General features: G+C 72.1%; 28 protein-coding genes and 1 pseudogene. 17 read left to right on the top strand and 12 right to left on the bottom strand.

All coding sequences use genetic code 11. The annotated features are described in order from the left end of the window. Window positions 1-93: 93 nt before the first annotated feature. A complete protein-coding gene (locus AB0I52_RS13355) occupies window positions 94-948 on the bottom strand; it encodes a universal stress protein (RefSeq protein ID WP_363071950.1) in 855 nt (284 codons plus the stop codon). A 238-nt stretch (window positions 949-1,186) separates the two neighbouring features. On the opposite strand from AB0I52_RS13355, the gene AB0I52_RS13360 reads away from it, so the two are divergent. After that, window positions 1,187-1,564, top strand: a complete 378-nt coding sequence (locus tag AB0I52_RS13360; RefSeq protein WP_362960932.1) for a hypothetical protein — start codon at window positions 1,187-1,189, stop codon at window positions 1,562-1,564. A gap of 228 nt (window positions 1,565-1,792) precedes the next feature. Here AB0I52_RS13360 and AB0I52_RS13365 read toward each other — a convergent pair. After that, window positions 1,793-1,912 (bottom strand): annotated as a pseudogene (locus AB0I52_RS13365) (DUF2267 domain-containing protein); the annotation flags it as partial. Window positions 1,913-2,281: 369 nt separating this feature from the next. On the opposite strand from AB0I52_RS13365, the gene AB0I52_RS13370 reads away from it, so the two are divergent. From AB0I52_RS13370 to AB0I52_RS13400, 7 genes are all read left to right on the top strand, one after another. After that, entirely contained in the window at window positions 2,282-3,178 is an 897-nt protein-coding gene (locus tag AB0I52_RS13370) for a universal stress protein (protein ID WP_363071952.1), read from the top strand. Window positions 3,179-3,381: 203 nt separating this feature from the next. Continuing rightward, the gene (locus tag AB0I52_RS13375; RefSeq protein ID WP_363071953.1) at window positions 3,382-4,671 is read left to right on the top strand and encodes a GAF domain-containing SpoIIE family protein phosphatase; all 1,290 of its coding nucleotides are present in this window, start codon (window positions 3,382-3,384) and stop codon (window positions 4,669-4,671) included. 488 nt (window positions 4,672-5,159) lie between these two features. Then, window positions 5,160-5,984, top strand: a complete 825-nt coding sequence (locus AB0I52_RS13380; protein ID WP_363071955.1) for a hypothetical protein — start codon at window positions 5,160-5,162, stop codon at window positions 5,982-5,984. 205 nt (window positions 5,985-6,189) lie between these two features. Beyond that, window positions 6,190-6,348, top strand: coding sequence for a hypothetical protein (locus AB0I52_RS13385; RefSeq protein WP_362960929.1), 159 nt, complete (start codon window positions 6,190-6,192; stop codon window positions 6,346-6,348). A 148-nt stretch (window positions 6,349-6,496) separates the two neighbouring features. Beyond that, window positions 6,497-7,138: a TetR/AcrR family transcriptional regulator gene (locus AB0I52_RS13390; protein ID WP_363071957.1), complete on the top strand. Its 642-nt coding sequence runs from the start codon at window positions 6,497-6,499 to the stop codon at window positions 7,136-7,138. 109 nt (window positions 7,139-7,247) lie between these two features. Then, entirely contained in the window at window positions 7,248-8,204 is a 957-nt protein-coding gene (locus AB0I52_RS13395; protein WP_363071959.1) for an alpha/beta hydrolase, read from the top strand. Continuing rightward, window positions 8,201-9,058 carry an alpha/beta hydrolase gene (locus AB0I52_RS13400; protein ID WP_363071961.1) on the top strand — a complete coding sequence of 286 codons (858 nt, stop codon included), beginning with the start codon at window positions 8,201-8,203 and terminating at the stop codon, window positions 9,056-9,058. The genes AB0I52_RS13395 and AB0I52_RS13400 overlap by 4 nt, the downstream gene beginning before the upstream one ends. A 95-nt stretch (window positions 9,059-9,153) precedes the next feature. On the opposite strand, the gene AB0I52_RS13405 is transcribed toward AB0I52_RS13400, so the two are convergent. The 4 genes from AB0I52_RS13405 to AB0I52_RS13420 form a co-directional block, all read right to left on the bottom strand. Further along, a complete protein-coding gene (locus AB0I52_RS13405) occupies window positions 9,154-9,699 on the bottom strand; it encodes an excalibur calcium-binding domain-containing protein (RefSeq protein WP_363071963.1) in 546 nt (181 codons plus the stop codon). A gap of 195 nt (window positions 9,700-9,894) precedes the next feature. Then, entirely contained in the window at window positions 9,895-10,443 is a 549-nt protein-coding gene (locus AB0I52_RS13410) for a GNAT family N-acetyltransferase (RefSeq protein WP_363071965.1), read from the bottom strand. A gap of 209 nt (window positions 10,444-10,652) precedes the next feature. Continuing rightward, complete coding sequence (locus AB0I52_RS13415) at window positions 10,653-11,525, bottom strand: undecaprenyl-diphosphate phosphatase (protein WP_363071967.1); 873 nt, start codon at window positions 11,523-11,525, stop codon at window positions 10,653-10,655. A 183-nt stretch (window positions 11,526-11,708) separates the two neighbouring features. Next, window positions 11,709-12,422, bottom strand: coding sequence for a TVP38/TMEM64 family protein (locus AB0I52_RS13420; protein ID WP_363071969.1), 714 nt, complete (start codon window positions 12,420-12,422; stop codon window positions 11,709-11,711). Between the two features lie 125 nt (window positions 12,423-12,547). Between AB0I52_RS13420 and AB0I52_RS13425 the strand changes: the two genes are divergently transcribed. The 3 genes from AB0I52_RS13425 to AB0I52_RS13435 all read left to right on the top strand — a co-directional run bounded on the left by AB0I52_RS13425 (window position 12,548) and on the right by AB0I52_RS13435 (window position 15,151). Continuing rightward, on the top strand, window positions 12,548-12,931 hold the full coding sequence (locus AB0I52_RS13425; protein ID WP_363071971.1) for a hypothetical protein: 384 nt from the start codon (window positions 12,548-12,550) through the stop codon (window positions 12,929-12,931). Between the two features lie 92 nt (window positions 12,932-13,023). Then, complete coding sequence (tuf, locus tag AB0I52_RS13430) at window positions 13,024-14,193, top strand: elongation factor Tu (protein ID WP_363071973.1); 1,170 nt, start codon at window positions 13,024-13,026, stop codon at window positions 14,191-14,193. Window positions 14,194-14,305: 112 nt separating this feature from the next. After that, window positions 14,306-15,151 carry a fused MFS/spermidine synthase gene (locus tag AB0I52_RS13435; protein WP_363071975.1) on the top strand — a complete coding sequence of 282 codons (846 nt, stop codon included), beginning with the start codon at window positions 14,306-14,308 and terminating at the stop codon, window positions 15,149-15,151. Here AB0I52_RS13435 and AB0I52_RS13440 read toward each other — a convergent pair. Both AB0I52_RS13440 and AB0I52_RS13445 read right to left on the bottom strand, forming a co-directional pair. After that, entirely contained in the window at window positions 15,113-16,417 is a 1,305-nt protein-coding gene (locus tag AB0I52_RS13440) for an MFS transporter (protein ID WP_363071977.1), read from the bottom strand. The genes AB0I52_RS13435 and AB0I52_RS13440 overlap by 39 nt on opposite strands. Window positions 16,418-16,471: 54 nt before the next feature. Then, window positions 16,472-17,569: a hypothetical protein gene (locus AB0I52_RS13445; RefSeq protein WP_363071979.1), complete on the bottom strand. Its 1,098-nt coding sequence runs from the start codon at window positions 17,567-17,569 to the stop codon at window positions 16,472-16,474. A 154-nt stretch (window positions 17,570-17,723) separates the two neighbouring features. Here AB0I52_RS13445 and AB0I52_RS13450 point away from each other — a divergent pair, with 154 nt between their 5' ends. Both AB0I52_RS13450 and AB0I52_RS13455 read left to right on the top strand, forming a co-directional pair. Next, window positions 17,724-18,161 (top strand): DUF4442 domain-containing protein, encoded by a 438-nt coding sequence (locus AB0I52_RS13450; RefSeq protein ID WP_363072049.1) that lies wholly within the window; start codon window positions 17,724-17,726, stop codon window positions 18,159-18,161. 151 nt (window positions 18,162-18,312) lie between these two features. After that, the gene (locus tag AB0I52_RS13455; protein WP_363071981.1) at window positions 18,313-18,972 is read left to right on the top strand and encodes a DedA family protein; all 660 of its coding nucleotides are present in this window, start codon (window positions 18,313-18,315) and stop codon (window positions 18,970-18,972) included. Window positions 18,973-19,025: 53 nt separating this feature from the next. Here AB0I52_RS13455 and AB0I52_RS13460 read toward each other — a convergent pair whose 3' ends face one another. Beyond that, a complete protein-coding gene (locus AB0I52_RS13460; RefSeq protein ID WP_363071983.1) occupies window positions 19,026-19,556 on the bottom strand; it encodes a gamma carbonic anhydrase family protein in 531 nt (176 codons plus the stop codon). Between the two features lie 166 nt (window positions 19,557-19,722). Between AB0I52_RS13460 and AB0I52_RS13465 the strand changes: the two genes are divergently transcribed. Next, window positions 19,723-20,460 carry an acyltransferase gene (locus AB0I52_RS13465; RefSeq protein WP_363071985.1) on the top strand — a complete coding sequence of 246 codons (738 nt, stop codon included), beginning with the start codon at window positions 19,723-19,725 and terminating at the stop codon, window positions 20,458-20,460. Window positions 20,461-20,488: 28 nt separating this feature from the next. Here the strand turns inward: AB0I52_RS13465 and AB0I52_RS13470 are convergent, their stop codons facing one another. Then, window positions 20,489-21,355 (bottom strand): DMT family transporter, encoded by an 867-nt coding sequence (locus AB0I52_RS13470; protein WP_363071987.1) that lies wholly within the window; start codon window positions 21,353-21,355, stop codon window positions 20,489-20,491. A gap of 94 nt (window positions 21,356-21,449) precedes the next feature. On the opposite strand from AB0I52_RS13470, the gene AB0I52_RS13475 reads away from it, so the two are divergent. Both AB0I52_RS13475 and AB0I52_RS13480 read left to right on the top strand, forming a co-directional pair. Further along, window positions 21,450-22,022 carry an XRE family transcriptional regulator gene (locus AB0I52_RS13475; RefSeq protein ID WP_363071989.1) on the top strand — a complete coding sequence of 191 codons (573 nt, stop codon included), beginning with the start codon at window positions 21,450-21,452 and terminating at the stop codon, window positions 22,020-22,022. 44 nt (window positions 22,023-22,066) lie between these two features. Beyond that, window positions 22,067-22,627: a YbaK/EbsC family protein gene (locus AB0I52_RS13480; RefSeq protein WP_363071991.1), complete on the top strand. Its 561-nt coding sequence runs from the start codon at window positions 22,067-22,069 to the stop codon at window positions 22,625-22,627. Here AB0I52_RS13480 and AB0I52_RS13485 read toward each other — a convergent pair. Together AB0I52_RS13485 and AB0I52_RS13490 are read right to left on the bottom strand one after the other, a co-directional pair. Beyond that, the gene (locus AB0I52_RS13485) at window positions 22,617-23,444 is read right to left on the bottom strand and encodes an AAC(3) family N-acetyltransferase (RefSeq protein ID WP_363072051.1); all 828 of its coding nucleotides are present in this window, start codon (window positions 23,442-23,444) and stop codon (window positions 22,617-22,619) included. The two genes, AB0I52_RS13480 and AB0I52_RS13485, sit on opposite strands and share 11 nt — an antisense overlap. Window positions 23,445-23,545: 101 nt before the next feature. After that, on the bottom strand, window positions 23,546-23,956 hold the full coding sequence (locus AB0I52_RS13490; RefSeq protein WP_363071993.1) for a CoA-binding protein: 411 nt from the start codon (window positions 23,954-23,956) through the stop codon (window positions 23,546-23,548). A gap of 59 nt (window positions 23,957-24,015) precedes the next feature. Between AB0I52_RS13490 and AB0I52_RS13495 the strand changes: the two genes are divergently transcribed. Next, window positions 24,016-24,642, top strand: a complete 627-nt coding sequence (locus tag AB0I52_RS13495; RefSeq protein ID WP_363071995.1) for a YigZ family protein — start codon at window positions 24,016-24,018, stop codon at window positions 24,640-24,642. Window positions 24,643-24,671: the final 29 nt, after the last annotated feature.

Raw genomic sequence — 24,671 nt, forward strand, 5'->3', positions numbered from 1 at the left:
CGGGCGCCAGGGGCCAAGTGCCGTGCACGCGCGGCAGGCCTGCGGCGGACGCGCGGGGCGGTGCCGCGGGCGGCCGGGCGCCGGCCGGCGGCGTCAGCCGGGGACCACGGCCACCGGGCCCCGCGCATGTGTGAGCGTCGTCTGTGCCACCGGGGACAGGCCGAGGCCGAGGGACTCGCCGCCCCTGCGCCGCCCGATCACCGTCAGGGCCGCGGTCGCCGACGCCGCGACGAGCGTGTGCGACGCGGAGCCGTTGACGGGCTCCTTCACGACCTCGACGGCCGGATACTCCTCCCGCCGGCCCGCCGTCAGCTCGGCGAGGGTGCGCTCGGCCGAGTCGGCCGCCGCGTCCCGGTCGAACACCGGTCCGCCGGACAGCATCGAGGAGAACATCGTCCAGCCGTGCACGATCCGCAGCCGCGCACCGGGGCGCGAAGCGGCCGCCTCGAAGGCGAACTCCAGCACCGACTCGCTGCTCTCGTCGGCGGCCACGCCCGCGACGACGTCCTGGAAGCCCTCCGCCGTCTCCTCCGCCGGCTGCCCGCCGTGGACGACGACCACGGGGCACCGGGCCATGGACGCGGTCGCCAGGCTGTTGGAACCCAGCATCAGCGAGCGGAAGCCACCGAGCCCCCGCGAGCCGACCACCACCATCGACGCGGCACGGCTGAGCGCGGTCAGTGCCGCCGCCGGGAAGTCGAGCGGCGCGAGTGTCGTGGGGTGCAGCCCGGGAGCGATCTCGTTCACCCGCCGGACGGACTCCGTGAGCAGTTCCTCCGCCTCGCGCCGCTGCGCCTCCTGACCGGTCCGCCGGGTGCGCTGGAGCGCGTGCACGACCACCAGCGCGAGCCCCCGGCCGAGCGCCTCGCGGGCCGCCCAGTCCAGCGCCTCACGGCCGGGCGACGAACCGTCGACCCCGGCGATCACGGGAAGCTCGGTGCTGGTCATGGCTGTCTCCGCAATCCGCTGGTACGTGTGCCGGTCCGGCACGTGCGCGCCGGGGACGTACTTCGTACGCTACGGCGCGGGCCGGAAGAGGGCCTCCCCGGCACGGTTCGGCAGTGGCCGGCGCGGTCGTATCCGGAGGTCTGCGCGGCACCGTGCGACGGAACCGCACACGGAGATCCCGAATGAAATGGACGCTCTTGTCCTCGTCTGCTGAGGCGCCTGCACCTATGCTCGCGGGATGGAGCAGAGCGAAGTCGTGAAGCGTGTGGTCGGCATCCTCACCGAGGCGGGCGAGATGCGCAGGCTCTTGGAGGAGAGCCCGGACCGCGGTGACCCGAGCAACGACTCGACCGTGGTGACCGCCCTCCTGAACGAGACGATGCCGCGGATCGCGATCCCCGAGGACGCCACGATCGAGGACGTGGTGGGGCTGGTCGGCCGTGAGGTCGGGGGTGCGGTGGAGCAGTTGGTCGGAGCGTTCACCCTGGCGTTCGCGATGCTGGCACAGGTGCACGACTCGGGTCAGACGGATGTGTCGTCGGCGGACGTGCTGCAGGACCTCGCCCTGCGGGCCGAGCAGTTCGGCACCGAGGGCCCGGGGGAGACGGAAGCGTAGGCCGTGTCCGCGAACTCCCGTCGCGCGCCGGACGGGACTTCGCGGACACGACCCAGGGTCTCTCGACGGGCGGCAAACTCCTCGGCGTGCGCATCGACTTCGTCACTGCGTGGTCGGGCCGGCTTCCATACGTACCCGAGGGCATCGGCCCCAACGGTGGGGATCGCGTCCGGGGCCTTCGGCTCCGGCAGCGGCGAGGTTGTCGACCAGGCGGGGAGACCCTCGGGCTCAGGAGCGGCGGGGGCGGCCGAAGAGGAGGCCGTGGCCCGGTGGCAGTTGGAGCAGGATGCGGCGGGTGAGTTCCTCACATGCCGCAACGGCGGCCACGCTCAGTACCGCGCCCGCGTCCCGGGCCGCGTTCCTGCACTCGGCTGAGGAACGCTTCCCATCGTATGACCACCACTCCCCTTCTGGAATGTGGTGAGCAGGACAGGACGTCGGGGGAGACGGGTGTCCTGTCCTGGAGGAGAAGGGCCCAGGGGTCGCTCGGAGAGCCCCATCTGTACGTCGTCCGCCTTCGTGACCGGGCGGCAATTCCGAACGTTCGGGAGCTCCCGGGCGGGAGCGCTCGGCGCCACGCTCCCGTGCTCCAGCAACCCTTGTCACCGAGGGGTGGGTCCTGCCTCGGATGTTGTCCATCGAGGGTCTCCGGTCGCGTCGCTTCCGGCGACGACCAGGCCGAGAATGTAGACAGACGCTTTTCGTCGAGGAGGGACCATGCGGAACAATCGACGAAGTCTGACTCTGGACGGGCCGGTGGTCGTGGGCACCGACGGCACACCGGATGCCCACCGGGCCGTGCGCTGGGCGGCAACCGAGGCCGACTCCAGGGAGCAGCCCCTGACCGTCGTGCACGCCACCAGGACCGAATCGGAGCATCCCCGCCTGTCCCTCAAGGCGATCTGGCAGGCGAAGGACAACGCCGTCGACGTCCTGGCTGAGGCGGAGGCGCTGGCGGGAAAGACCGCTCCCGGTGTCACGGTCGCGACGGTCTCGTGCCCGCACGAGACCGCGGCCTGTCTGCTCGGACAGGCCGGCCAGGAGGGCACGGCCGTCGTCGGGACGCGCGGGCACGGAGGATTCCTGGGGCTGCTCGTGGGATCCGACGCCCTTCGGGTCGCGGCCCGCGCCAGTGTCCCGACCGTCGTGGTGCCTCCGCGTGAGCGCGACCGTCCGACCGGGGTCGTCATGGTCGCCGCGCGGGATGACCGGGACCGTGAGGCGGTACGCCTCGCCGCTGATCTGGCTCTGCGCCGCGGAGCCTCGCTGCGCGTCGTCAGCGTGTGGATCTTCCTGGAGAACGTCGGCAGTATGGCGACGATGCCCGACGACCCGTCCGAACTCGCGGCCGGCGAAAGCGCCGAGGTCTCCCGTCTCGTCGACCGGCTGCGCGAGGACCGACCCGGGCTGGACGTCGCCCACGACGTCGTGCGTGCCGCATCCGCAGCCGCCGTCCTGGTCGCGGCGACCGCAGAAGCCGACGCCGTGGTCATCGGCTCCCGCCGCCGCTCGCTCCCCGTCGGCGCGCCTCTGGGGCATGTCACGCACGCCGTGCTGCACCACGCACACTGCCCGGTACTTCTGACACCACTGTCCGACGTTGCACCGCCCTGACGGAGTTGCCAAGGAAGTCCGGAGTGCCGGGTCCGCAGACGGGTGGCCGGGCAGGACGATGAAAACGGTCGGCGGGTGCGGAGCGCCAGGCGCGAGGACACTGGTGTGAGGGAATCGGCACCCCGGCAGCACCCGGGAGATCCGCGCTGCGGTACGTGGCGGCTCCCCCGAGTGCTTCGGTCTGTGAGAAGGGGCGGCCCGGCATGGCGAAGCCGGACAGTGTCGATACGGCGCTGGAACAGGCACTCCAGCGTCTGGCCGTGCTGGCGGATGCCAGCAGTGCCATGGCCGGCACACTGGACCTTCGGGAAGCGCTGAGACGCCTGTGCGGCGTGGTCCTCCCCCGGCTCGGAGACTGGTGCGCGATCGACCTGCTGAGGGACCAGAACACGGTCCAGCGCGTCGTGGTGGCACACCACGACGAGCGTGAACTTCCGACCGGGCGGCTGGAGGGCACGCTCCCACCGGCACCCGAGGAATCCGACGATCCGCTGGCACGGGTGCTACGGGGAGTCGGCCCCCTTCTCCTGGACGAGGACGCTCTTCGGGAAGGCGGTGAGGACGCCTTCCACTCCGCACAGCGGGAACTCTTCGACAGGCTCAGTGCCCACAGCGTCATCATCGCCCCGTTGCGCACCCGAAGGCAGGTTGTCGGCGCCCTGACACTGGCCAGGGGCGCGTGGCGCACGCCGCTGGATGACGAGGACGTCGCCCTTCTCGAAGAGCTCGCCCACCGCACCGCCCTGGCGGTGGACAACAGCCACCTCTTCGCCTCCGTGCAGCACGTCGCGGAACGCCTGCAGCGTTCACTGCTGCCGCCACTGCCGGTCAGCGCCCCGTACGAGGTCACGGCACGATACGTACCCGCCCCCACGGCGGCGGAGGTCGGCGGAGACTGGTACGACTACTTCCCCCTGCCCGACCGGGCGAGCGCCCTGATCATCGGGGACGTGATCGGTCATGACGTACAAGCCGCCGTCTCGATGAGCCAGTTGCGCAACATGCTCCGCGCTCTGGCCTGCGACCGACGCGAACCTCCCAGCGAGATCATGCACCGCCTCGATCTCATCACCGAAGCCCTCTACCCCACCTACATGGCCAGTTGCATCTACGCACGTCTCGAATCCACCGCCACCAACCACTGGCGCCTGCACTTCTCCAACGCCGGACACCCGCCGCCCCTGCTCGTCGAACACGACGGCGACACCCGCTACCTCGACGACTCCCACGGCCTCCTGCTGGGCGTCGACACCACACAGGAACGCCCCGACTGCGAAGCGCTTCTGCCACCGGCGGCAACCCTCCTGCTCTACACCGACGGACTCATCGAACGCCCCGGCGAAAGCGTCGGGCAACGACTGAGACGTCTGCGGGAAGGCGCGGCGGCACTCGCACGTGAACCCCTCGATGCCTTCTGCGACGAAGTCCTGGCCGACTTCGGCTCCGGGAGCAGCGACGACATCGCGCTTCTCGCGGTACGCCTTCCCAACTGACCGTCCCCTCGCAGGCAGGCAGGCAGGCAAGGCGGGCGTAGCGAGACGCTGCTCCGCCGCGAGGACGGCATCGGACAGCATCGTGCACCGTCGTCCTCCCGGGGAGCACACGGAGTGTGTACGCCGCGTCGTCCGACATCCGCCGGACATCGGCGTTCGACGGCGCCTCCGTGAGGAGGGCCTGGTACTGACGCAGCCGTAGCGGTGCCGTCTCGGTACGTGCATGGCCGGTCGTGAGAGCGACACCGCGCGGCCGGTCATGAGCTGAACGCGGGGGAGTACGGGCCACTTCCACGGTCCGTCGCAACGCCCGTACGCTGAGTGGCAGGAGGACCGCACCACCCGGGAGGCGGTGCGTGGGCCGGAACCCGCCGCTGCTCCACCGGCTGCTCGCCGGCTCCGGAACCCGCCTTACTCCACCGGGCGTACGCCCACTGCCTTCCGGTGTACGACGACGCCGGGACGTGCGCCGGGGGATCCTTCGCACCATGGAGAACCGGACGACAGCGACAGTCCCGGCGGGACGGGCGGGCAACCACGCCCCCGGCCCGTCCACCCTCTTCCGCCGCCGGTGGAACGGGCGGCCGGTCGAAGGGCTCTGCTACGCGACGGGGGCCGTGCTCATCGCGTCGGGCCTGGTGCATCTCGTCGTCCTCGTCGGCGACGGCGGTTCCTGGGACGGCCCGGTGTCCTGGCGCAAGCCCGTCACCTTCGGCCTCTCCTTCGGGCTGACGCTCATCGCGATCGCATGGATCTCCTCGTACCTGCGGATCGGTGTCCGCACCCGGACCGTGCTGCTGGGAACGTTCGCCGCGGACTGCGTGCTGGAGGTCGCCGGAATCACCGTGCAGGCGTGGCGCCACGTGCCGTCCCACTTCAACATGGAGACCTCCTTCGACACGGGGGTGTCCATGACGCTGGCCGTCGGCGGGGGAGTGCTGGTCTTCATTCTCTCCACGTTCTCGGCCGCGGCCTTCCTCCGGCGGCCCGGCGGACCGCCCGGCATGGCGCTCGCGCTGCGCGCGGGGTGCGGGATTCTCGTCATCGGGCTGCTGTCGGGTGCGGCCATGATCGCGCGCGGCGTGTATCTGACCCGCACCGGGCATCAGTTGGCCGGATACGCCTCCACGGCATCGCTCAAGCCCCTGCACGGGGTCAGCCTCCACGCCGTCCTGGTGCTCCCGGTACTGGCACGCCTCCTGGCCATGACATCGTGGAGCCCACACACCCGCGTGTCCGTCGTGCGGGCTGCCGTCGGCTGCTACGCGGCAGCCGTCGCGGCAGCGCTGGTGTGGGCGGTCGTCGCTTACTGATGCGGCCGTGAAGGCGAACACGGGGCGCACCGGCGACGGTGCCGACGGCCGCAGCGGCGGCAACGGATAGTCTCTGCAAGCCTCGTCGGATACCGGTGCCCTGGTGGGTGTGGGACCGGGACGATGCCACACCCCGTCGTCGCCGCTGTCCACGGACCGGCCGGCCGCGGGGCTCTCACAGCAACTGCGATGTACAGGAGACCCGATGGCTGATACCCCGACCCGCCAGGTTCAGCGGCGCTCGGACGAGAGCGCGGCGGGCTCGGCGGCCGAGGCCCCGGGCCGTGTCGAGGCCGTACCGACACCGCGCTACCAGGGGCTGTTCGTCGAACCCGATCTTCCGCCTTTCGTCGAGACCGAGTGACGGCACCCCGGCCGAGGTCCGGACTGCCCCCGTGCCCGCTCCGGCGGGCACGGGGGCAGTCCGGTACCGGGGCACCCGCCCCGTGACCTCCAGCCGTCCTGCGTGGCCCCCGGCTGTGCGGGCGCGGCGCATCATGGAAGCTGTCGGCATGAACATCTCTGCCGACGAAGGCTCACCGGAACGAGCGGGCTACCGGCGATCGGCGGGGTCGCCGCGCGGCGAGGCCCGCCGCCGGGAACTGCTCGACCGGGTCACCGAGGACCTCGCGGCCAACGGGCTCGTGGACTTCTCGCTGCGGCGCGCCGCACGCGCGGCCGGCACCACGCACAAGGTGCTCCTGTACCACTTCGACGGAGCCGACGACCTTCTCGTGCAGGCGGTCCTCCAACTGCGCGGCCGCCGCATCGCCAAGGCGCTGGCAGCCGCCACCGAAGGAGAGGTCCGCCGGTCGCTGGGGGACTGGGTGCGCGCGATCTGGCCCATCCTGGTGGGCGAGGAGGCGCGGGTCCTCGATCAGGCCATCGGCCTGGCGATGTACGACTCCGAACGCTACGCCGCACTCGGCCGCGAGGCGTCCCAGCAGTATCTGCCCACCCTGCTCGCCGTCTGCCCCGAGCACTGGTCCGCTCGCCGCAAGCTGGAGGTCGCCGAGATGGTACTCGCGACGCTCCGCGGCTTCCTGGTGGACGCCCGGACCAGCGGAGACGCCGCCGGGGTCGCCGCCGGGTTCGAGGCGCTGGTGCGCGCGCTGGAGCGCGAGGAGGCATCCGAGGAGGCTGCCGAGGAGTGACCGTGCCTGCCCGGCGGGCCGCAGGGCAGGACCACGTAAGCGATGGACACGATGTGAACCACGTGGTTCACTTTTGGGAGGGATGAATCCCGCCCACCCGGAGGTCGTCATGCGTACGCCCGCAGAACGCCAGAAAGTCCGATTCGCCGCAGGCGGCACCGAATGCGCCGCCTGGCACTACCCGGGAACGAACGGCGGCTGCGTGATCATGGCCGGCGGCGGCGGGGTGACCAAGGAGCCGGGCACCGACCTGTTCGCCGCGCGGTTCCACGAAGCCGGGTTCACGGTCCTCGCCTTCGACTACCGGTGCCTCGGCGAGAGCGGCGGCCTGCCGCGCCAGGTCGTGCGCATCGAGGATCAGCTAGCCGACTGGCAGTCGGCGATCGCCTGCGCCGAGAACCTTCCGGGTGTCGATCCGGCCCGGATCGCGATCTGGGGTTTCTCCCTGTCCGGCGGTCACGTCCTGCGCGTGGCGGCCCGCAACCCGCAACTGGCGGCCGCCATCGCCCAGACGCCCAACGCCGACGGGCGGGCCGTCTCCCGCAACGCGACGCGCTATCAGAAGCCGCTCGCCACGCTGCGGCTCACCGGCACCGTCCTGCGGGACGCGGCGGGCGCTCTCCTCGGCCGGCGCCCCGTACTGGTGCCGCTCGCGGGCCGGCAGGGCACCGTCGCGATGCTCACCACGCCGGACAGCATCGACAGCGACAGCGTCCTCAACCCGGGCAACCGGTACCCGGAATGGCAGCAGGTGGTCGCCGCCCGCTCGGTGCCCGGCATGGCGCTCTACCGGCCCGGCCGCGACGCGTCACGGATACGCGTTCCGCTGCTGGTCCTCGTGTGCGACCAGGACCGGACCGCGCTGAGCGAACCCGCCGTCCGGGTGGCCGGGCGCGCCTCCCGCGCCGAACTGGTCCGCTTCCCCGGCGGGCACTACGCGCCTTTCACGGACGAGCACGAACCGGCGGTCCGGGCGGAGTTGTCCTTCCTGCGCCGGCACCTGACCGACCCGGTGCCCGCCGGGGAGCCGGCCGCCGCGGACGCGTCGCCGGCCCGACGGTCATGAAGGAGATCGAGCTGTCCGCCGGGACGATCGCCTACGAGGACACCGGCGGCGACGGCCCCGCGGTGGTCCTGCTGCACGGGCTGATGATGGACGCGTCCCTGTGGGAGGGAACGGTCGCCGCGCTGTCCGCCGGCCACCGGTGCCTGGCGCCGACACTGCCCCTCGGCGCGCATCTTCACCCGATGCGCGCGGACGCCGACCTGTCGTTCCTGGGGGCGGCCGGGCTGGTCGCTGAATTCCTCGACCGCCTGGATCTGCGGGACGTCACACTCGTCGGCAACGACACCGGAGGGGCCCTCGTCCAACTGCTCATCGGCGAAGGGGACGGCGACCGCGCCGCCAGGGTGGGGCGGGTCGTGCTCGTCTCCTGCGAGGCGTTCGACAACTACCCGGCACGCGTGACGGGTAGGACCCTCGCGCTCGCCGGCAGGCTCCCACCCCGGCTCTTCGGGCTGTTCATGCAACAGATGCGGCTGCGGGCGGTCCGCCGCCTCCCGATCGCGTTCGGCCGGCTGACCGAGCGGGGCGACGCGGCCACCCGGCGGTGGACGCGGCCCGTCATGACCCGCCCCGGCATCCGCCGCGACGCGGTCCGGACACTGCGAGCGGCGGACGCGGATGCCCGCAGGCTGGCCGGGGCGGCCGACGCCCTGCGGTCCTTCGACCGGCCCGCGCTCGTCGTGTGGGCGGCCGGGGACCGCGTGATGCCGCCCGAACACGGTCGACGCCTCGCGGCACTCCTCCCGCAGGGGCGGCTGACCGAGATCGCGGACAGCCGCACGCTCGTCCCGCTGGACCAGCCGGAGCGGCTGGCCCTGGCGATCCGCGAGTTCGTGCCCGCGCCCCGCCGGTGACGTACGCGCCGGGGCCGAGCGGGGGCTGTCGTCGGCGTAGGCGCCGGGGCCGGCGGGGGCTGTCGTCGACCGCCCGGCGCACTGCCACGGAACGCCTATTCGCAGGCGACCCCGTCGCCGTCGCGGTCGAGATGCCGCCCGTAGCCGGGTTCCCCGGCGTGGATGGGGGCGGCGCCGGCCGCGCGAACAGCGGTGCAGTTCGCGTAGTACGCCGAATCGGTCCCTCCGCCCGACCCCGGGCCGCCCGAGGTGCCGGACCCGCCGGAGGTGCCGGAGTCGGGCGCGACGGTGACCTTGACGGTCTTCGTCTTCGTGACGGTCGGCACCGGCTTCGGTTCGGCCGTGACGGTCTCGGTGACGGCGGGCGCGGGCTCGGACGATTCCGTCGCCGTCGCCGTGGCCGTGACGGTCGCCGCAGGCGCGGCTTTCGCGTCGGCGGCCTTCTCCGTCCTGGTGCCGTCACCGGAGGTGCCGATGCCGACACCGACGAAGAAGAGGACGACCGCTGCAGGGATGATGATCCGCTTCCTCGTCCAGCCCGGCCGGTTCCCGGCAGGCGCCGGCGACACGTAGGGGTTGGGCCCGGTGGGCTGGGGCGGCCGGCCCCAAGGCGGCTGCTGCGGCGGCGGATTGTGCGTCATGGGTCCCCCCCCCGGAGTTCGTGGAGAGCCGACCGTAGCCACACCGGCCATGAGCATGGACCCACATGCTCCGGAAGTGACGGAGTTGTGACCATAAGGTGAAGGTGCCGGGCTCCTCGCTGATGCGGCTGCTCACGCGCCGCAGTCCCGGACGGTGCACCCGGGCCCTGGTGCGGGCGCCGAAAGACGACGAGCTCAACCGGACGGCGTGACCGGGGGCCGCACACCGAACCACTGCTCGGCCCCGTACTCCTCGAACCGCTCCACCTCGGTGAACCCCAGCTTCGCCGCGAGGCTCACCGAGCGGTGGTTCGCGGTCCGGGCGCAGAGCACCACCGGCTCGCCGGGAAGCGCGTCGGCGAACCAGTCGAGTGCCGCCGCGCACGCCTCGGCGGCGTACCCGCGTCCCCACGCCTCCGGCAGGAACAGGTAGCCGAGCTCGGCCTCCCCGGCATCCGGACGGACGTGCCCCGGACGCCCCGCGTCGCGCCGATCGAGCGTGACCGTGCCGATCATCGCGCCGTCGAGATCGATCACGAACAGGCCAGGACGCCGCCCGGGTACCCGGGGCATTGCGCGCTCGAGCTCATCACGGGGCCGAGGGCCACCGAGGTGGATGTGCACCTCCGGCGACGCGAACAGCTCGATGAACGACGCTCGGTCCCTGGCCGAGGGCTCGCGGAGCGTGAGCCGTTCGGTCCGTATCGCGGCAGGCGGCCAGGCGACGGGCCCGAGCTCACTCATGCCGGGGAACCACGTCGGCGCCGGGCGCAGGGGGAGTGGGCATGTGGAAAGGATACGGCGCGGAGCCGGCTATGGCCCCGACGGCGTCAGGACCAGGCAGGTGCCCCGGCCTTGGGCCTGTCGCACACAGTCGTCGACGTACCGGGTCGGTCCGGCGGCGCGACTCCCCGCCCGGGGCAGGAGTGGCAAACCGCGCCTCGGGACCCCGCTCAGCCCGCCGACTCACCCGCGTGCGGGCTCAGTACCCCGGCCGCCACCAGCGCGAACAGGACGAGGCCGAGCAGGATGCGGTAGATGACGAACGGCATGAAGCTCTTGGTCGTGATGAACTTCATGAACCAGGCGATGACCACGTAGCCCACACCGAACGCGATGAACGTCGCGAAGATCGTCGGACCCCAGGCCACATGCCCCTCGCCCGCGTCCTTCAGCTCGAAGACGCCGGAGGCCAGCACCGCCGGGACCGCGAGCAGGAACGAGTAACGGGCCGCCGCCTCGCGGGTGTAGCCCATCAGCAGGCCGCCGCTGATCGTGGCGCCGGAGCGGGAGACGCCCGGGACCAGGGCCATCGCCTGGCAGAAGCCGAAGATCAGGCCGTCCTTGATGCCCAGTTCCTTCAGGGACTTGCGCTCCCTGATCGCCCGGTGCTTGCCGCCCGACTCGTCACGGGCGGCCATGCGGTCGGCGATGCCCAGCACGATGCCCATCACGATCAGCGTGGTGGCGATCAGCCGCAGGTCGCGGAACGGGCCCTCGATCTGGTCCTTGAACGTCAGGCCCAGTACACCGATCGGGATGGAGCCGACGATGACCAGCCAGCCCATCTGCGCGTCGTGGTCGCTCCGCATCGAACGGTCCGTCAGCGACTTGAACCACGCCCCGACGATCCGGACGATGTCCTTCCGGAAGTAGATGAGAACTGCGGCTTCCGTACCGATCTGGGTGATGGCGGTGAACGCCGCTCCCGGATCGTGCCAGCCGGCGAACGCCGCGGTGAGCCGCAGATGCGCGCTGGAGGAGATCGGCAGGAACTCGGTCAGTCCCTGAACGAGGCCGAGGACGAAGGATTCGAACCAGCTCATGGGGCTTGGGCCATCCTGAAGTGATCATGCATCGTCCGACGGGCATGGGCGCCGTCGGCAGCGTGCGGATTGCGGTTGTGTGAGGGCAGGGCCGCATGGGGCCCGGAGACCGTCTGTCGGTCGCGGGAAGCGTATCGCCCCCGGGTGAACAGGATTACGACAACCCCCGGCCGTGCCGTCGTGTCACTCGGTACCCAGCCGGTGTCGCCTGCGCCAGGCGACGACGGCCGCGCCGAGCCCTGTCAGCACGATGAACCCCATCGCGGCCAGGAACGCGGGCGACGTCGGTGACGAGGCCTCGCTGCCCGCCACGACGTACGCGGCCGTGTTCGGGATCGAGCCGAGCCCGGTCGCGACCAGGAACGGGGGATACCCCATGCGCGACACGGCGGCGCAGTAGTTGGCGGCGGCGAAGGGCACTCCGGGAAAGAGCCGCAGCGCCAGCATCGAGCGGAAACCGTGCCTGCTCAGCTGCCCGTCCGCCGCCCGCATCCAGCGCCCGCGCAGCAGCGTACGGAGCGCGTCCTGCCCCAGCACCCTGCCGAGCCCGAACGAGATGCCCGCACCGAGCACCGTGCCCGCCAGCGCCGCCGCCAGACCGGCCTGCGTGCCGAACAGTGCCCCGGCGGCGAGATTGAGCAGCGGCCGCGGCACGAAGGCCACCGTGGACACGCCGTACGCGAGGCCGAAGAGCACGACGGCGGCGGCCCCGCCGCTCAGGTGGGCCGGCCGGCCGGAGGCGAGCAGCCGCTGGGGTTCGAGGAGCAGCATCGTCGTCGCGGCGGCCAGCAGAACCGCCACGAGCAGCGAGAGCCGGGACCAGGGCGAGAACAACACCCTCGTGCAGCGCGCGGCGAGACCGGTGGCGGGCCGGGTGACGGAGACGGGGTCGAGCATGCGGGGAGAGTATCCGACACAAGGTGTGATCGTCGTAATGTGACCGTTATGAGCGGCGGAGCCGAAACCGTCCGCGATACGCCCGAAACCGCCCCCGGGCGCCTGACAGCGCATGTACCGACACCGTGCTGGAGCGTCTCACCACGCTGTGTCCGACGGCCGCCGAGCCCGTGCGCGCCCGGTCCGCCGCCGCGTACATCAAGCACGTCGCGCCGTTCCGCTGTCCGTACGCAGGGCCACCAGGCACCTCTGAGGGGCGGGCGACGAGCGCCGCCGCCCACTCCCGTACCGCCCGCCGTAAATCGCTCGACGGGCCCGCGCTCGTCGGACATGATCGGGGCATGTTCCGGTACGCCTTCCTCGCAGCGCAGTCCGCAGTCGCGGACACGCCGAGGGCTGCCGCGAACGTCGCGGTCACCACGGCAGCAGCCGTCACCACAGCACTCGCAGCAGCAGTCGCAGCGGCTCTCACCGCTGCCGCGGCGCCCATCGGCGGCGCCCGAAGCTGACCCTCCCCCGACAGTCCGGCGGACCCCGTAAGGGGAGGGTCGGACGGGCCCTGGGGTCTTCTCTCTCAGCTTCGAAATCCAAGGAACGAGCCATGCCCAAGACGGCATACGTGCGCACCAAGCCGCACCTCAACATCGGCACCATGGGCCACGTCGACCACGGCAAGACCACCCTGACCGCCGCCATCACCAAGGTCCTCAGCGACCGAGGCACCGGCACGTTCGTCCCGTTCGACCGCATCGACCGGGCGCCGGAGGAGGCGCAGCGCGGCATCACCATCAACATCGCGCACGTCGAGTACGAGACCGGCACCCGGCACTACGCGCACGTCGACATGCCCGGACACGCCGACTACATCAAGAACATGGTGACGGGCGCCGCCCAGCTCGACGGGGCGATCCTCGTCGTCTCCGCGCTCGAAGGGATCATGCCGCAGACCGCGGAGCACGTGCTGCTCGCGCGTCAGGTCGGCGTCGACCACATCGTCGTCGCCCTCAACAAAGCGGACGCGGGTGACCCCGAGCTCACCGACCTGGTCGAGCTGGAGGTGCGCGAGCTGCTGTCCGCGCACGGGTACGGCGGCGACGCTGTGCCCGTCGTGCGGGTGTCGGGCCTGCGGGCCCTGGAGGGCGACCCGCGCTGGACGGGGGCGGTGGAGGCGTTGCTCGACGCCGTCGACACCTACGTACCGATGCCGGTGCGCTACACCGACGCTCCGTTCCTGCTGCCGGTGGAGAACGTCCTGACCATCACCGGCCGGGGCACGGTCGTCACCGGCGCGGTGGAGCGCGGCACCGTCCGCGTCGGTGACCGGGTGGCGGTGCTCGGAGCGGAGACCGAGACGGTCGTCACCGGTCTGGAGACCTTCGGCAAGCCGATGGAGTCCGCCGAGGCCGGCGACAACGTCGCGCTGCTCCTGCGCGGGGTCGAGCGCGACCGGGTCCGCCGCGGCCATGTCGTGGCCGCGCCGGGCAGCGTGACACCGAGCCGGCGCTTCACCGCGCAGGTCTACGTCCTGTCGGGGCGGGAGGGCGGCCGGACCACCCCGGTCGCCACCGGCTACCGGCCGCAGTTCTACATCCGCACCGCGGACGTCGTCGGTGACGTCGACCTCGGCGCGGCGGCGGTGGCGCGCCCCGGTGAGACGGTCACCATGACCGTCGAACTGGGCCGGGACGTACCGCTGGAGACCGGCCTCGGCTTCGCCATCCGCGAGGGCGGCCGCACGATCGGCGCGGGCACGGTCACCGGGCTGCTCTGAGCCCGGAGCCGTCGCGGCACGGCCGGGTCCGCCTCCCGAACCCCACGGGAGGCGGACCCGGCGCTGTGCCCCGCGGTCACGAGCAGCCGGCCGGGCACCGCACAATGGGTGAGTGAACGAGTCGATACCGGTCGTCCGCGCCGTGGACCGGGGCACCGCCAGACTGCTCCCCGACGTGGACCGGGAGCGGGCCTGGCTGCTGACCGTCGACGGGGCACCCCAGTCGTACGTCGACCTGGACGCGCCGGAACACCTTGAGTTCGAGTACGCGAGACGGCTCGGCCACGTCGTGGACTGCGCCGCCGGACCGGGCGCCCCGCTCGACGTGCTGCACCTCGGCGGCGGGGCCCTCACTCTGCCCCGCTACGTCGCGGCCACCCGCCCCGGATCCCGGCAGGACGTCGCCGAGGCCGACCGGAGGCTGCTCGGCCTCGTCGCCGAGCACCTTCCGCTTCCGGACGGCAGCGGGATCACCGTGCACGGCGCGGACGCCCGCGAGCATCTGGAGGCGACCGCACCCGGTTCCGTGGACGTCCTGATCGCGGATGTCTTCGGCGGCTCGCGGGTGCCCGCCCACCTGACCTCCGTCCCCTACGCGCAGGCCGCGGCACGGGCGCTGCGGGACGGCGGGATCTACGCCGCCAACCTCGCGGACGGGGCGCCCTTCGACTTCCTGCGCCCGCAAATGGCCACCTTCGGGTCCGTCTTCGCGGAGCTCGCGGTGATCGCCGAACCTGCGGTACTGCGCGGCCGTCGCTTCGGCAACGTCGTCCTCGTCGCGTCCCACGCCCCCGTCGACACGGCCACGCTGATCCGCCGTTGCGCCGCCGACGCGTTCGCGGCCCGCGTCGAGTACGGCGCCGCCGTGGCCGGGCTCGTCAAGGGCGCCAGGCCGGTCGGTGACGAGGAGGCGGTCGACTCACCCGAGCCGCCCGACGGCTCCTTCGGCATCGGCTGACGCGGGCGTACCCTGGGCCACCACCTCGGCCGGGGCGGTCCGGCGCGTGAGATTGCGAACGTCCGGCACGAACAGCACCGCCCCGGTGACCAGCACGACCAGCGCGGCGCAGCCCCACAGTGCCTGGCTGCGCCCGACCAGCGACTCCACCGGACCGGCGAGCGCGGTGGCGAGCGGCACCATGGCCACCGAGCCGAACCAGTCGTACGCCGAGACCCGCGACAGCTTCTCCTCCGGGATCTCCTGATGCAGGGCCGTCATCCAGGACACGCCGAACACCTCGATGGCGGCCCCGCTGACGAACATCACCGCGCAGAGCCCGGTCACCGGCAGCGGCACGGCGAGCCCCGCCGACGGCAGCGCCAGCGGGAAGACGCAGAGCGTCCCGGCGAGCAGCAGCCGCCGCGGCTTCCACCGCATCATCAGCACCGCCCCGCCCAACGTGCCGACGCCGAACGCGGCCAGCGCGAGGCCCCAGGGGCGGGCGCCGCCGAGCTGGTCCCGGGCGACCAGCGGCCCGTAGACCGCCTCGGCGGCCCCGACCGCGGCGACCACCACGGAGAACTGCGCCACGACGGCCCAGAGCCAGGTGCGGCCGACGAACTCCTGCCAGCCGTCCCGGAGATCGGCGAGCAGACCACCGCCGGGGGCGCGCGAGGGGATGTGGCTGACGTCGAGGAAGGAGCGCAGTCCTCCGGCCACCGCGAAGGCGGCCGCGTCGATCGCCAGCACCCAGCCCGGGTCCATCGCCGCGATCATGGCGCCGCCGAGCGCCGCTCCGCCGATGGCGGCGCCCTGCATGGACATCCGGAAGAGGGCGAAGGCGCGGCTCGCCTGTTCGCCGCTGACGGTGGACATCAGCATGCCCTCGGCCGCCGGGTTGAAGAAGGCCTGACCGGTACCGCAGAGCGCGGTGAGCACCATCATCTGCCACAGCCGGGGCTCACCGGCCAGGACCAGCCAGGCGAAGGCGGACTGCGAGAGGCAGTTGAGGGTGTTCGCCGCGACCATCACCCGGTGGCGCGGCAGCCGGTCCGCGACCGCCCCGCCGATCAGCAGGAAGAGCACCAGCGGCGCGGTCCTGGCGGCGGCGACCAGCCCGACGTCGCCCGCGTCGCCGCCCGACTCCAGAACCGCGAACGCCGCCGCGATCAGCGCGCCGTTGGTGCCCAGGCCCGTGATGATCGCGGCGGCGGTCAGCAGCCGGTAATTGCGGCCCGCCCGGGAGGGGCGGGCCGATGGGGGTGCGAGGTCGGCGGCGGTCACCAAGGGACTATCGCTGGCGTGACCCCGTGGTGCCAAATGCTTTGCGGCGGAGCGTCAGGACTCGGTGATCTTCACCAGGCGCACCGTGCTCAGAATCTTCTGGATCGTCGCGTCAGGCAGCTCGTCGGGGACACCGGCGGCGCCGTACAGCACCCAGGAGGAGAAGGCGCCGCTGCTGTTCTTGAAGGTGAAGGCGATGGTCTTGCCGTCGGTGTCGCACTTCTTCTTCTTGGTGACATTGGCTGCCGTGGCGGTGACCAGGCTGCCGGTCAGACCCGACTTGGTCGTGTACTGCTTCGCCTTGCTCATCTTGATGGTGCTCTTCGGCATGTGCTGCGCATAGGCCGCCCATGCCCAGGTGCCCGCCTCGTTCCTGGCGTTCTCGTCGGCGTCCGTGGCGCCTTCGGCGCCTCGGGTGCCGGTGCCGGCCAGACTGGTGTTCTCCTTGGTGCCGTCGTGGTCGGCGTCGTCGACGCACCACTTGCCCTTGAGGTCGGCGGGCGCGGAGAAGCCGATGAGCGGCGAGCCGTCACCCTTCTTGTCGTCCTCGAAGAACGAGGAGACGCCAGGGGGTGAGACCTCCCAGTCGCCGGGCACGTCGAACTGCGTGCCCCACTTCGGATTGGTCACCACTTTCCAGCCCGCGATGAGCGGCTTGGCGTCCCCGTCGGTACCGCGCGGGTTCTCCTCCTCCGGCGACGACGCGGACTCGGAGGGCTTGGCGGGCGCGGACGACTTCTTGTCGTCGGCGACGTTCTTGCCGTCCTTGTCGTTGTCCTTGTTCATCACGACGACACCCGTGACCACGGCGGCGGCGACGACCGCGACCGCCGCGACGATCGCGATGACGGTCGTCCGCTTCTTGTTGTCGTTGCCGGGCCGAGGCCCGCCGGGCGGACCGGTCACCGCGTACTGCGGAACGGTCGGCTGCTGGTACGGGTTGGGCTGCGGGTAGCCCGGCTGACCCTGCGGCTGCCCCGGCTGACCCTGCTGCGGGTAGCCGTAACCGGGCTGCTGCTCGGGTGTGCCCGGCTGTTGGTATCCCGGCTGCTGGTAGGGATTCGGCTGCTGGTACCCCGGCTGCTGGTACGGGTTCTGGTTCGGGTCCTGCGGGTTTTGCTCGCCCCCGGGCGGCTGCTGTCCTGGCCACATGGCGAGTAACGATAGAGGTGCCCTGCCCGGCAGGCTACGGCCGCCCCCGTGAGCGGTCGGTGAAGGACGGGATCAGGCGCGGGCCGGGTGATCGCGGAGGCATGGCCAAACCCATCTACCCGTGAGTAACATCAAGTTCATGAGCGCTGAACAGATGACCGCGGGCGAGATGCTCGCCGCGACGGTTCCGATGGTCCGGACCCTCAACCTCGAATTCCTGGAGTCCACCGCGGAACGCGCGGTGGTCCGTCTGCCGGACCAGGCGGACTTCCACAACCATGTCGGCGGACCGCACGCCGGCGCGATGTTCACGCTGGCGGAATCGGCGAGCGGCGCCATCGTCATCGCCGCGTTCGGGGACCAGCTGACGCGTGCCGTCCCACTCGCCGTGAAGGCCGAGATCGGCTACACGAAGCTGGCCATGGGCGATGTCACCGCGACCGCCACCCTCGGCCGGCCGGTGGCCGACGTCGTCGCCGAACTCGATGAGGGCAAGCGCCCCGAGTTCCCCGTGGCCATCCGGATCCAGCGCGCGGACGGCGCCGTGACCGGCGAGATGACGGTGGTCTGGACGCTGCGCCCGAACGGCTGAGCCCGGCCCGCACCGCAGCCGCCGCCCGCCCGGCAGGGGTGCGGGGCGGCCCTTCGTGCTGTCCGGGCCGACGGCACGCCGGGTAGGCTTCCCGCTGTGCGCCGAGGAGTTGTCCGGCGGGCGACAGGACATCACTACGGAGGAACCGGCGTTGCACATCCAGGAATGGCTGGAGACCGTCCCCGCGATCAGCGTCTACCTGCTGGTGGGCGTCGTCATCGGTCTGGAGAGCCTCGGCATCCCGCTGCCGGGTGAGATCGTCCTGATCAGCGCGGCGCTGCTGGCCGCGGGACACGACGGCATCAACCCGTGGATCCTGGGTGCCTGCGCAACGGCCGGGGCGGTGATCGGTGACTCGATCGGCTATGCCATCGGCCGCAGGGGCGGACGTCCGCTGCTCGCCTGGCTCGGCGGGAAATTCCCCCGGCACTTCGGCGCGGGCCAGATCGCCATGGCGGAGCGCTCGTTCCAGAAGTGGGGCATGTGGGCGGTCTTCTTCGGCCGCTTCGTCGCACTGCTGCGCATCTTCGCGGGACCGCTCGCCGGTGTCCTGCACATGCCGTACTGGAAGTTCCTGACCGCCAACGTGCTCGGCGGGATCGCCTGGGCCGGCGGGACCACGGCCGTCATCTACTCGGTGGGGGTCGTCGCCGAGGCGTGGCTCAAGCGGTTCTCGTACCTGGGGCTGGCGCTCGCGGTCCTGATCGGACTCGCCTCGATGCTGGTCCTCAAGAACCGGGCCAAGAAGGCGGCCGCGCGGTCCACGGCGGACTCCACGCCCGAGCCGGGGACCGTACCGGCGGCCGACTGACCCGTACGGATCCCGGCCGGGCGGCCGGGATCCTCCGAGTCCGGCCTCCGCGCTCAGTCCTCGAACGCCTGGCGGTGCGCCTTGGCCAGCTCCACGTAGCCGACCGCGTTGAACTTCACGCCGTCGAGCTCCTCCTGGGTCAGCTGCCGCTTGACCTTGGCGGGCACGCCCGCGACCAGTGAGCCCGGGGGCACCCGCATCCCCTGCGGGACCAGGGCCTGTGCGGCGATCAGGGAACCGGTGCCGATGTGCGCACCGTTCAGGACGGTGGCCCCCATGCCGATCAGGACGTCGTCCTCGACGGTGCAGCCGTGGAGCACCGCGTTGTGGCCGACCGAGACGCGCTCGCCGACCGTGACGGGGAAACCGGGATCGACGTGGACGCTGCAGTTGTCCTGGATGTTGGAACCGGCGCCGATGACGATGGGACCGCAGTCCGCGCGCAGTACGGCGTGATACCAGACGCTGGACCCGGCCGCCATGGTGACCTCACCGATCACGACCGACGTCGGTGCGGTGAACGCGGACGCATCGATTTCCGGTTCCTTGCCGGCCATTGCCGTGATCAACGCCTGTTCTGACATCGCGCGTTCCTCCGTGCTCCGGTGCTGTGGGCCGGCCGTCCGGCTGCGGCTGTCCGGTCCCGCCGGGAAACGGTATGCGACGGGCACGCGGGTCCGGGTCCCGGTGGGGTGAAGATCACAGGCCGGCGCGGATACCGGCCCCGGGCGTGCCGACTACCGTGTGCGAGTGCCGAAGAACAGAGACACGGTCTCCTCCCTGACCGCCTGGCGGCGGCGCGTCCTGTCGGAGGCCGTCCACCGCTGCTGGCGCTGGGTGCGGGAGACGGGTGCGGTCACCCCGGCGCACCCCGGCGGGCTGCGGTTCGGCCGGATCGGCGAGGGCACCCGGCTCGCCTTCCCGCAGGGCACGGTCTTCGGGGAGCGGTGGATCGAGCTCGGCAACCACTGCATCATCGGCGAACAGGTCACCCTCACGGCAGGCCTCATGCCCGATCTGGACCTGGGCGCCGAACCGATCCTGATCCTGGGCGACGGGGTGGTGCTCGGCCGCGGCAGCCATGTCGTCGCCGACACCACGGTGACGATCGGCTCGGACACCTACTGCGGGCCGTACGTCTACATCACCTCGACCAACCACAGCTATGACGACCCGCAGCAGCCGGTCGGCCGGCAGTGGCCGCGGATGGAGCCGGTCGCCATCGGCCCCGGCTGCTGGATCGGCACCGGAGCGGTGATCCTCCCGGGCGCCCGGCTCGGGCGCAACGTGGTGGTGGCGGCGGGTGCGGTGGTACGCGGAGAGGTGCCCGACCACGCGGTGGTGGCCGGCGCCCCGGCCCGCGTCGTACGCAGCTGGGACCCGGAGAAGGGCTGGCAGCCGCCCCTGCGCACACCGGCCCCGGTGCCGATCCCGGAGGGTGTGACCCCCGAACAGCTGCTGGCCGTCGCGGAACTCGACGAGAGCTGACCGCAGGAGCAGGGGCCGCCGGCTCCCGTCACCCGGTCGCGAGCAGCACCGTGCCCACCAGCGCGAGCCCCGCGCCAGCCGCCTGCACGCCGCGCAGCCGTTCCCCCAGGAAGCCGCGCGCGGCCAGGGCCGTGACCACCGGGTAGAGCGAGGCCAGTACGGCGGCGACGGTGACCGGTCCGTGCTGGGCGGCGATCGAGTACGTCCCGTTGGCCGCGACGTCCGCGAGACCTACGAACGCCAGGGCAGGCAGCGCGGCTCGCACCACGGCGGCCCCGCCCTCCTCGGGAAGCGCGCGGGCCCCACGGCGCACCGAGACGTACAGTGCCGTGCCGCCCACCGCGATGTTGGTGACGCGCTGCACGAAGAGGGCCAGGAAGAGGCCGGTGACCGTGGTGGACGCCTGCGCGATCAGGGACATCACGGCCCCGAAGCCGAACGCCGCCACCAGGGTCAGCAGCACCGCCCGGCGCTGCACGGGGGCGCCCCGCAGCTGCGGGCCGCCCGCCAGCACGATGCCCACCACCGCGACGGCGACCCCGGCGAACTGCAGCAGCCCCGGACGCTCGCCCGCGATCAGCCCGACGCTCACCGGCACCGCGACCCCCAGCGAACCGAGCGGGGAGACCACACCCATCGGGCCGAGCGCCAGGGCCTTGTAGAAGCTCAGCATCGCGACCGGGCCCACCACGCCGGCCGCGACGGCGAACCAGAGCTGCCCGCCCGCCTCGCCCCAGGCGCCCGTGACGGTCACGATCACCGCGAGCACGGCCGCCGCGCAGGTCTGTGAGACGACCACGACGGTGAGCGCGGGCATGCGCCGGGTCAGCAGCCCGCCGCCGAAGTCGGCCAGCCCCCACAGCAGACTGGTGGCGAGGGCGAACAGTGCGGTCATGCGGGGGCCTCGCAGTACAGTGCGGTGAACGGTTGGGTACACCACACCGTAGTGCAGTATTTTTGACCCTGTCATCCAGAATATTGGACGGAATGTGACTGATCTCGACCAGCTGACCCAGTCCCTCGCGCGCAACCTCAAGCGCTGGCGCGGGGAGCGGGGCTTCACCCTGGACGCTCTCGCCACCCGTGCCGGGGTCAGTCGCGGCATGATCATCCAGATCGAGCAGGCACGCACCAACCCGAGCGTGGGCACCACGGTCAAGCTCGCGGACGCGCTGGGTGTCAGCATCACCACGCTGCTCGACTACGAACAGGGCTCCCCGGTCCGCCTGGTGCCCGCCAGCCAGGCGGTACGCATGTGGTCCACGGAGGCGGGAAGCTCCACCACCCTGTTGGTCGGCACCGAGGCGCGGGGCCCGCTGGAACTCTGGTCCTGGCGGCTGGCGCCCGGCGACGGCAGCGCCTCCGACCCGCACCCCGAGGGCACCGTCGAACTGCTCCACGTCACCGCGGGCGATCTCACCCTGGTCGTCGACGGAACCTCGTACACCGTTCCCGCCGGCGCCTCCGCCACTTTCGAGGCGCACCATCCCCACACCTACCGGAACGAGGGCTCCGAGCCCGTCGAACTCACCATGGCCGTGTCCATCCCGCCCGTCAGATGAGACGTCCGGCCGGGCCGGTGCGCGGGGCTGTTAGCGTGACGCGCATGCGCGCACCCATCGGCTCCTTCGAGGATGCCCGTCCCGCTTCCGAACGCCTCGAACTGCTCACCGCGCCGGTGGCGGCAGCGGTCCGGGAGGGCTGGGGCGGTTTCCCCGCCGAGCAGATCATCCACGTCGACACGGACCCGGAGATCGCCGACACGGCCGCCTTCGTCGAGCATCACGGGGCCGATCTGCTGAGCCGGTCGGCCAACTGCGTCGTCGTGGCCGGAAAGCGTGGTGGTGACGTCACCCTGGCGGCCTGCCTGGTGCTGTCCCACTCCCGCGTCGATGTGAACGGGGCCGTCCGCAAGCACCTCGGCGTCCGCAAGGTGCGGTTCGCCCCGATGGAGACGGCGGTCGGTGACACGGGTATGGAGTACGGCGGCATCACCCCCGTCGGACTCCCGGACAGCTGGCCCCTGTTGATCGACCCCGCCGTCGTGGACCAGGAATGGGTCCTGATCGGAAGCGGCAGCCGCCGGGGCAAACTGATCATGCCGGGCAAGGCGCTCGCGGCGCTGCCGGGCGCGGTCGTGGTCGAAGGTCTCGGTATCACGGGCTGAAGCCGTCGCCCGCGCCGCCTTGACGGTGCGCGGGCAGCCACCGGGTGGCGAAGCCGACCGCCTCCGGGAAGCGGAACAGGCGGCTCGGGGCCGAGCCGACCGAGCCGACGGCGACGGCCGGAGGCCGGACCGACCGCTCGAAGTCCGCGCCCAGGGCCGCGAAATCACTGTCGTCCAGGGCCACGTCCTCGTACTCCCACCACCGCCGCCCGCCGCCGTCGCCCACCACACAGCGGTAGGTGCGCCGGGGCGGGGACGGGACGCGGTACTCGGCGAGATGGAACGCGGTGCAGGAGCCGAAGCCGGTTCCCAGCAGCAGGACCTGCGCCCGCAGCTCGTACAGCCGGGCCAGCGGGGAGTCCTCACCGAGATGGCAGTCGGGGCGGTGGCCGGCCACCACATGACCGGCCAGCGGGCCCGCGGCCGCGAACGACGTCTGCGGATGCGCGCTGCGTACGGAGCCCGGTGACCGGCGCACCGTTTCGGCCAGGCGGCCCATCGACGGGGCGGCCGTGGTCGGCGGGTCGAACGCGGGCATGGCCGCCCGCACGGCCTCGCGGTCCCGGTCGCCGAGACCGCGGACCCGGGCGCGGTAGTGCGGGGAGGTGTCGGAGTTCTCGGGAGTGAAGGCCGGGACGACCAGGGTGCCTCGCGGTCCCAGCACATCCCGCAGGGCGCGGGCCACGGCGCGGACCCCGCCGTCCACCGCTCCCACGGTGCGCAGCGAGGCATGCACCATCAGGACGCCGCCCCGCTCCACGCCGAGCCGGGCCAGCTGTCCGGCCAGCCGGGCACGGGTGTGGGAAGCGCTCAGCACACCGAAGGCAGGGGTAGTACTCACAGCGGGTCATTGTTCCAGCCCGGAGCGGAGTGTGACACCCCGCACATTCGGCCGACCGGCGGACCCGAAGCCGTCCCTCAGCGCCCCAGCGCGGGGATCTCGATGGCGGGGCACCGGTCCATGACCATGTCGAGCCCGGCCGCCCGGGTGCGTTCGTACGCCTTCTCGTCGATCACCCCGAGCTGGAACCAGACCGCGGAGGCGCCGATCGAGACGGCCTCGTCGGCCACCCCGCCGGCCAGCTCGCTGTTGACGAAGACGTCCACCACGTCGACCGGGAACGGGATGTCGGCCAGCGAGGCGTAACCGTCCTCGCCGTGCACCCGCTCCGCCCCGGGGTGCACCGGGACCACCCGCTTCCCGAAGCGCTGAAGGACCTCGGCCACGCCGTAGGCCGCGCGGGAGCGGTTGTTGGAGAGCCCCACCACCGCCCAGGTATCGCCCGTCCCGGTCAGGATTCTGCGGATCGTCTCCGTGTCTGCGTACATGATCCGCACAACGGACGGCCGCCCCGGACCATTCCCGTAGCTGCGCATAGGCTGGCCGGATGCAGGAGCAGTACCGGACAGTCGCCCGAGCGGGCGTGCACGAGACGGAGATCAACCGATCGCGTTTCATCTGCGCGCTCGCACCCGCCGCCACCGAACAGGAGGCGCAGGAGTTCGTCGCCCGCGTCCGCAGGGAACACCCGACCGCCTCCCACAACTGCTTCGCGTACGTGATCGGCGCCGACGCCTCCGTACAGAAGGCCGGTGACGACGGCGAGCCGGGAGGCACCGCCGGCGTACCCATGCTCCAGATGCTGACCCGCCGCGAGATGCGGTACGTCGTCGCGGTCGTCACCCGCTACTTCGGCGGGGTGAAACTCGGCGCGGGCGGGCTGATCCGCGCCTACGGCGGAGCGGTCGGCGAGGCCCTCGACGCGGTCGGCACGCTCACCCGGCAGCGGTTCCGGCTCGCCACCGTCACCGTGGACCACCAGCGGGCGGGCAGGCTGGAGAACGAACTGCGGGCCACCGGACGGACCGTGCGCGAGGTGCGCTACGCCGAGGCGGTGACCATTGAGATCGGGCTGCCGGACGCCGACGTCGCGGAATTCCGCCGCTGGCTGGCCGACGCGACGGCGGGCGAGGCGGAACTGGAACTGGGCGGCGAGTCCTACGGGGACGCCTGAGTACTGTGGTGCGCGGGGGCCGGGAGCAG

It is taken from the genome of Streptomyces sp. NPDC050423 (assembly GCF_040655445.1).
In the GTDB taxonomy this organism is placed as follows: Bacteria; Actinomycetota; Actinomycetes; order Streptomycetales; family Streptomycetaceae; genus Streptomyces.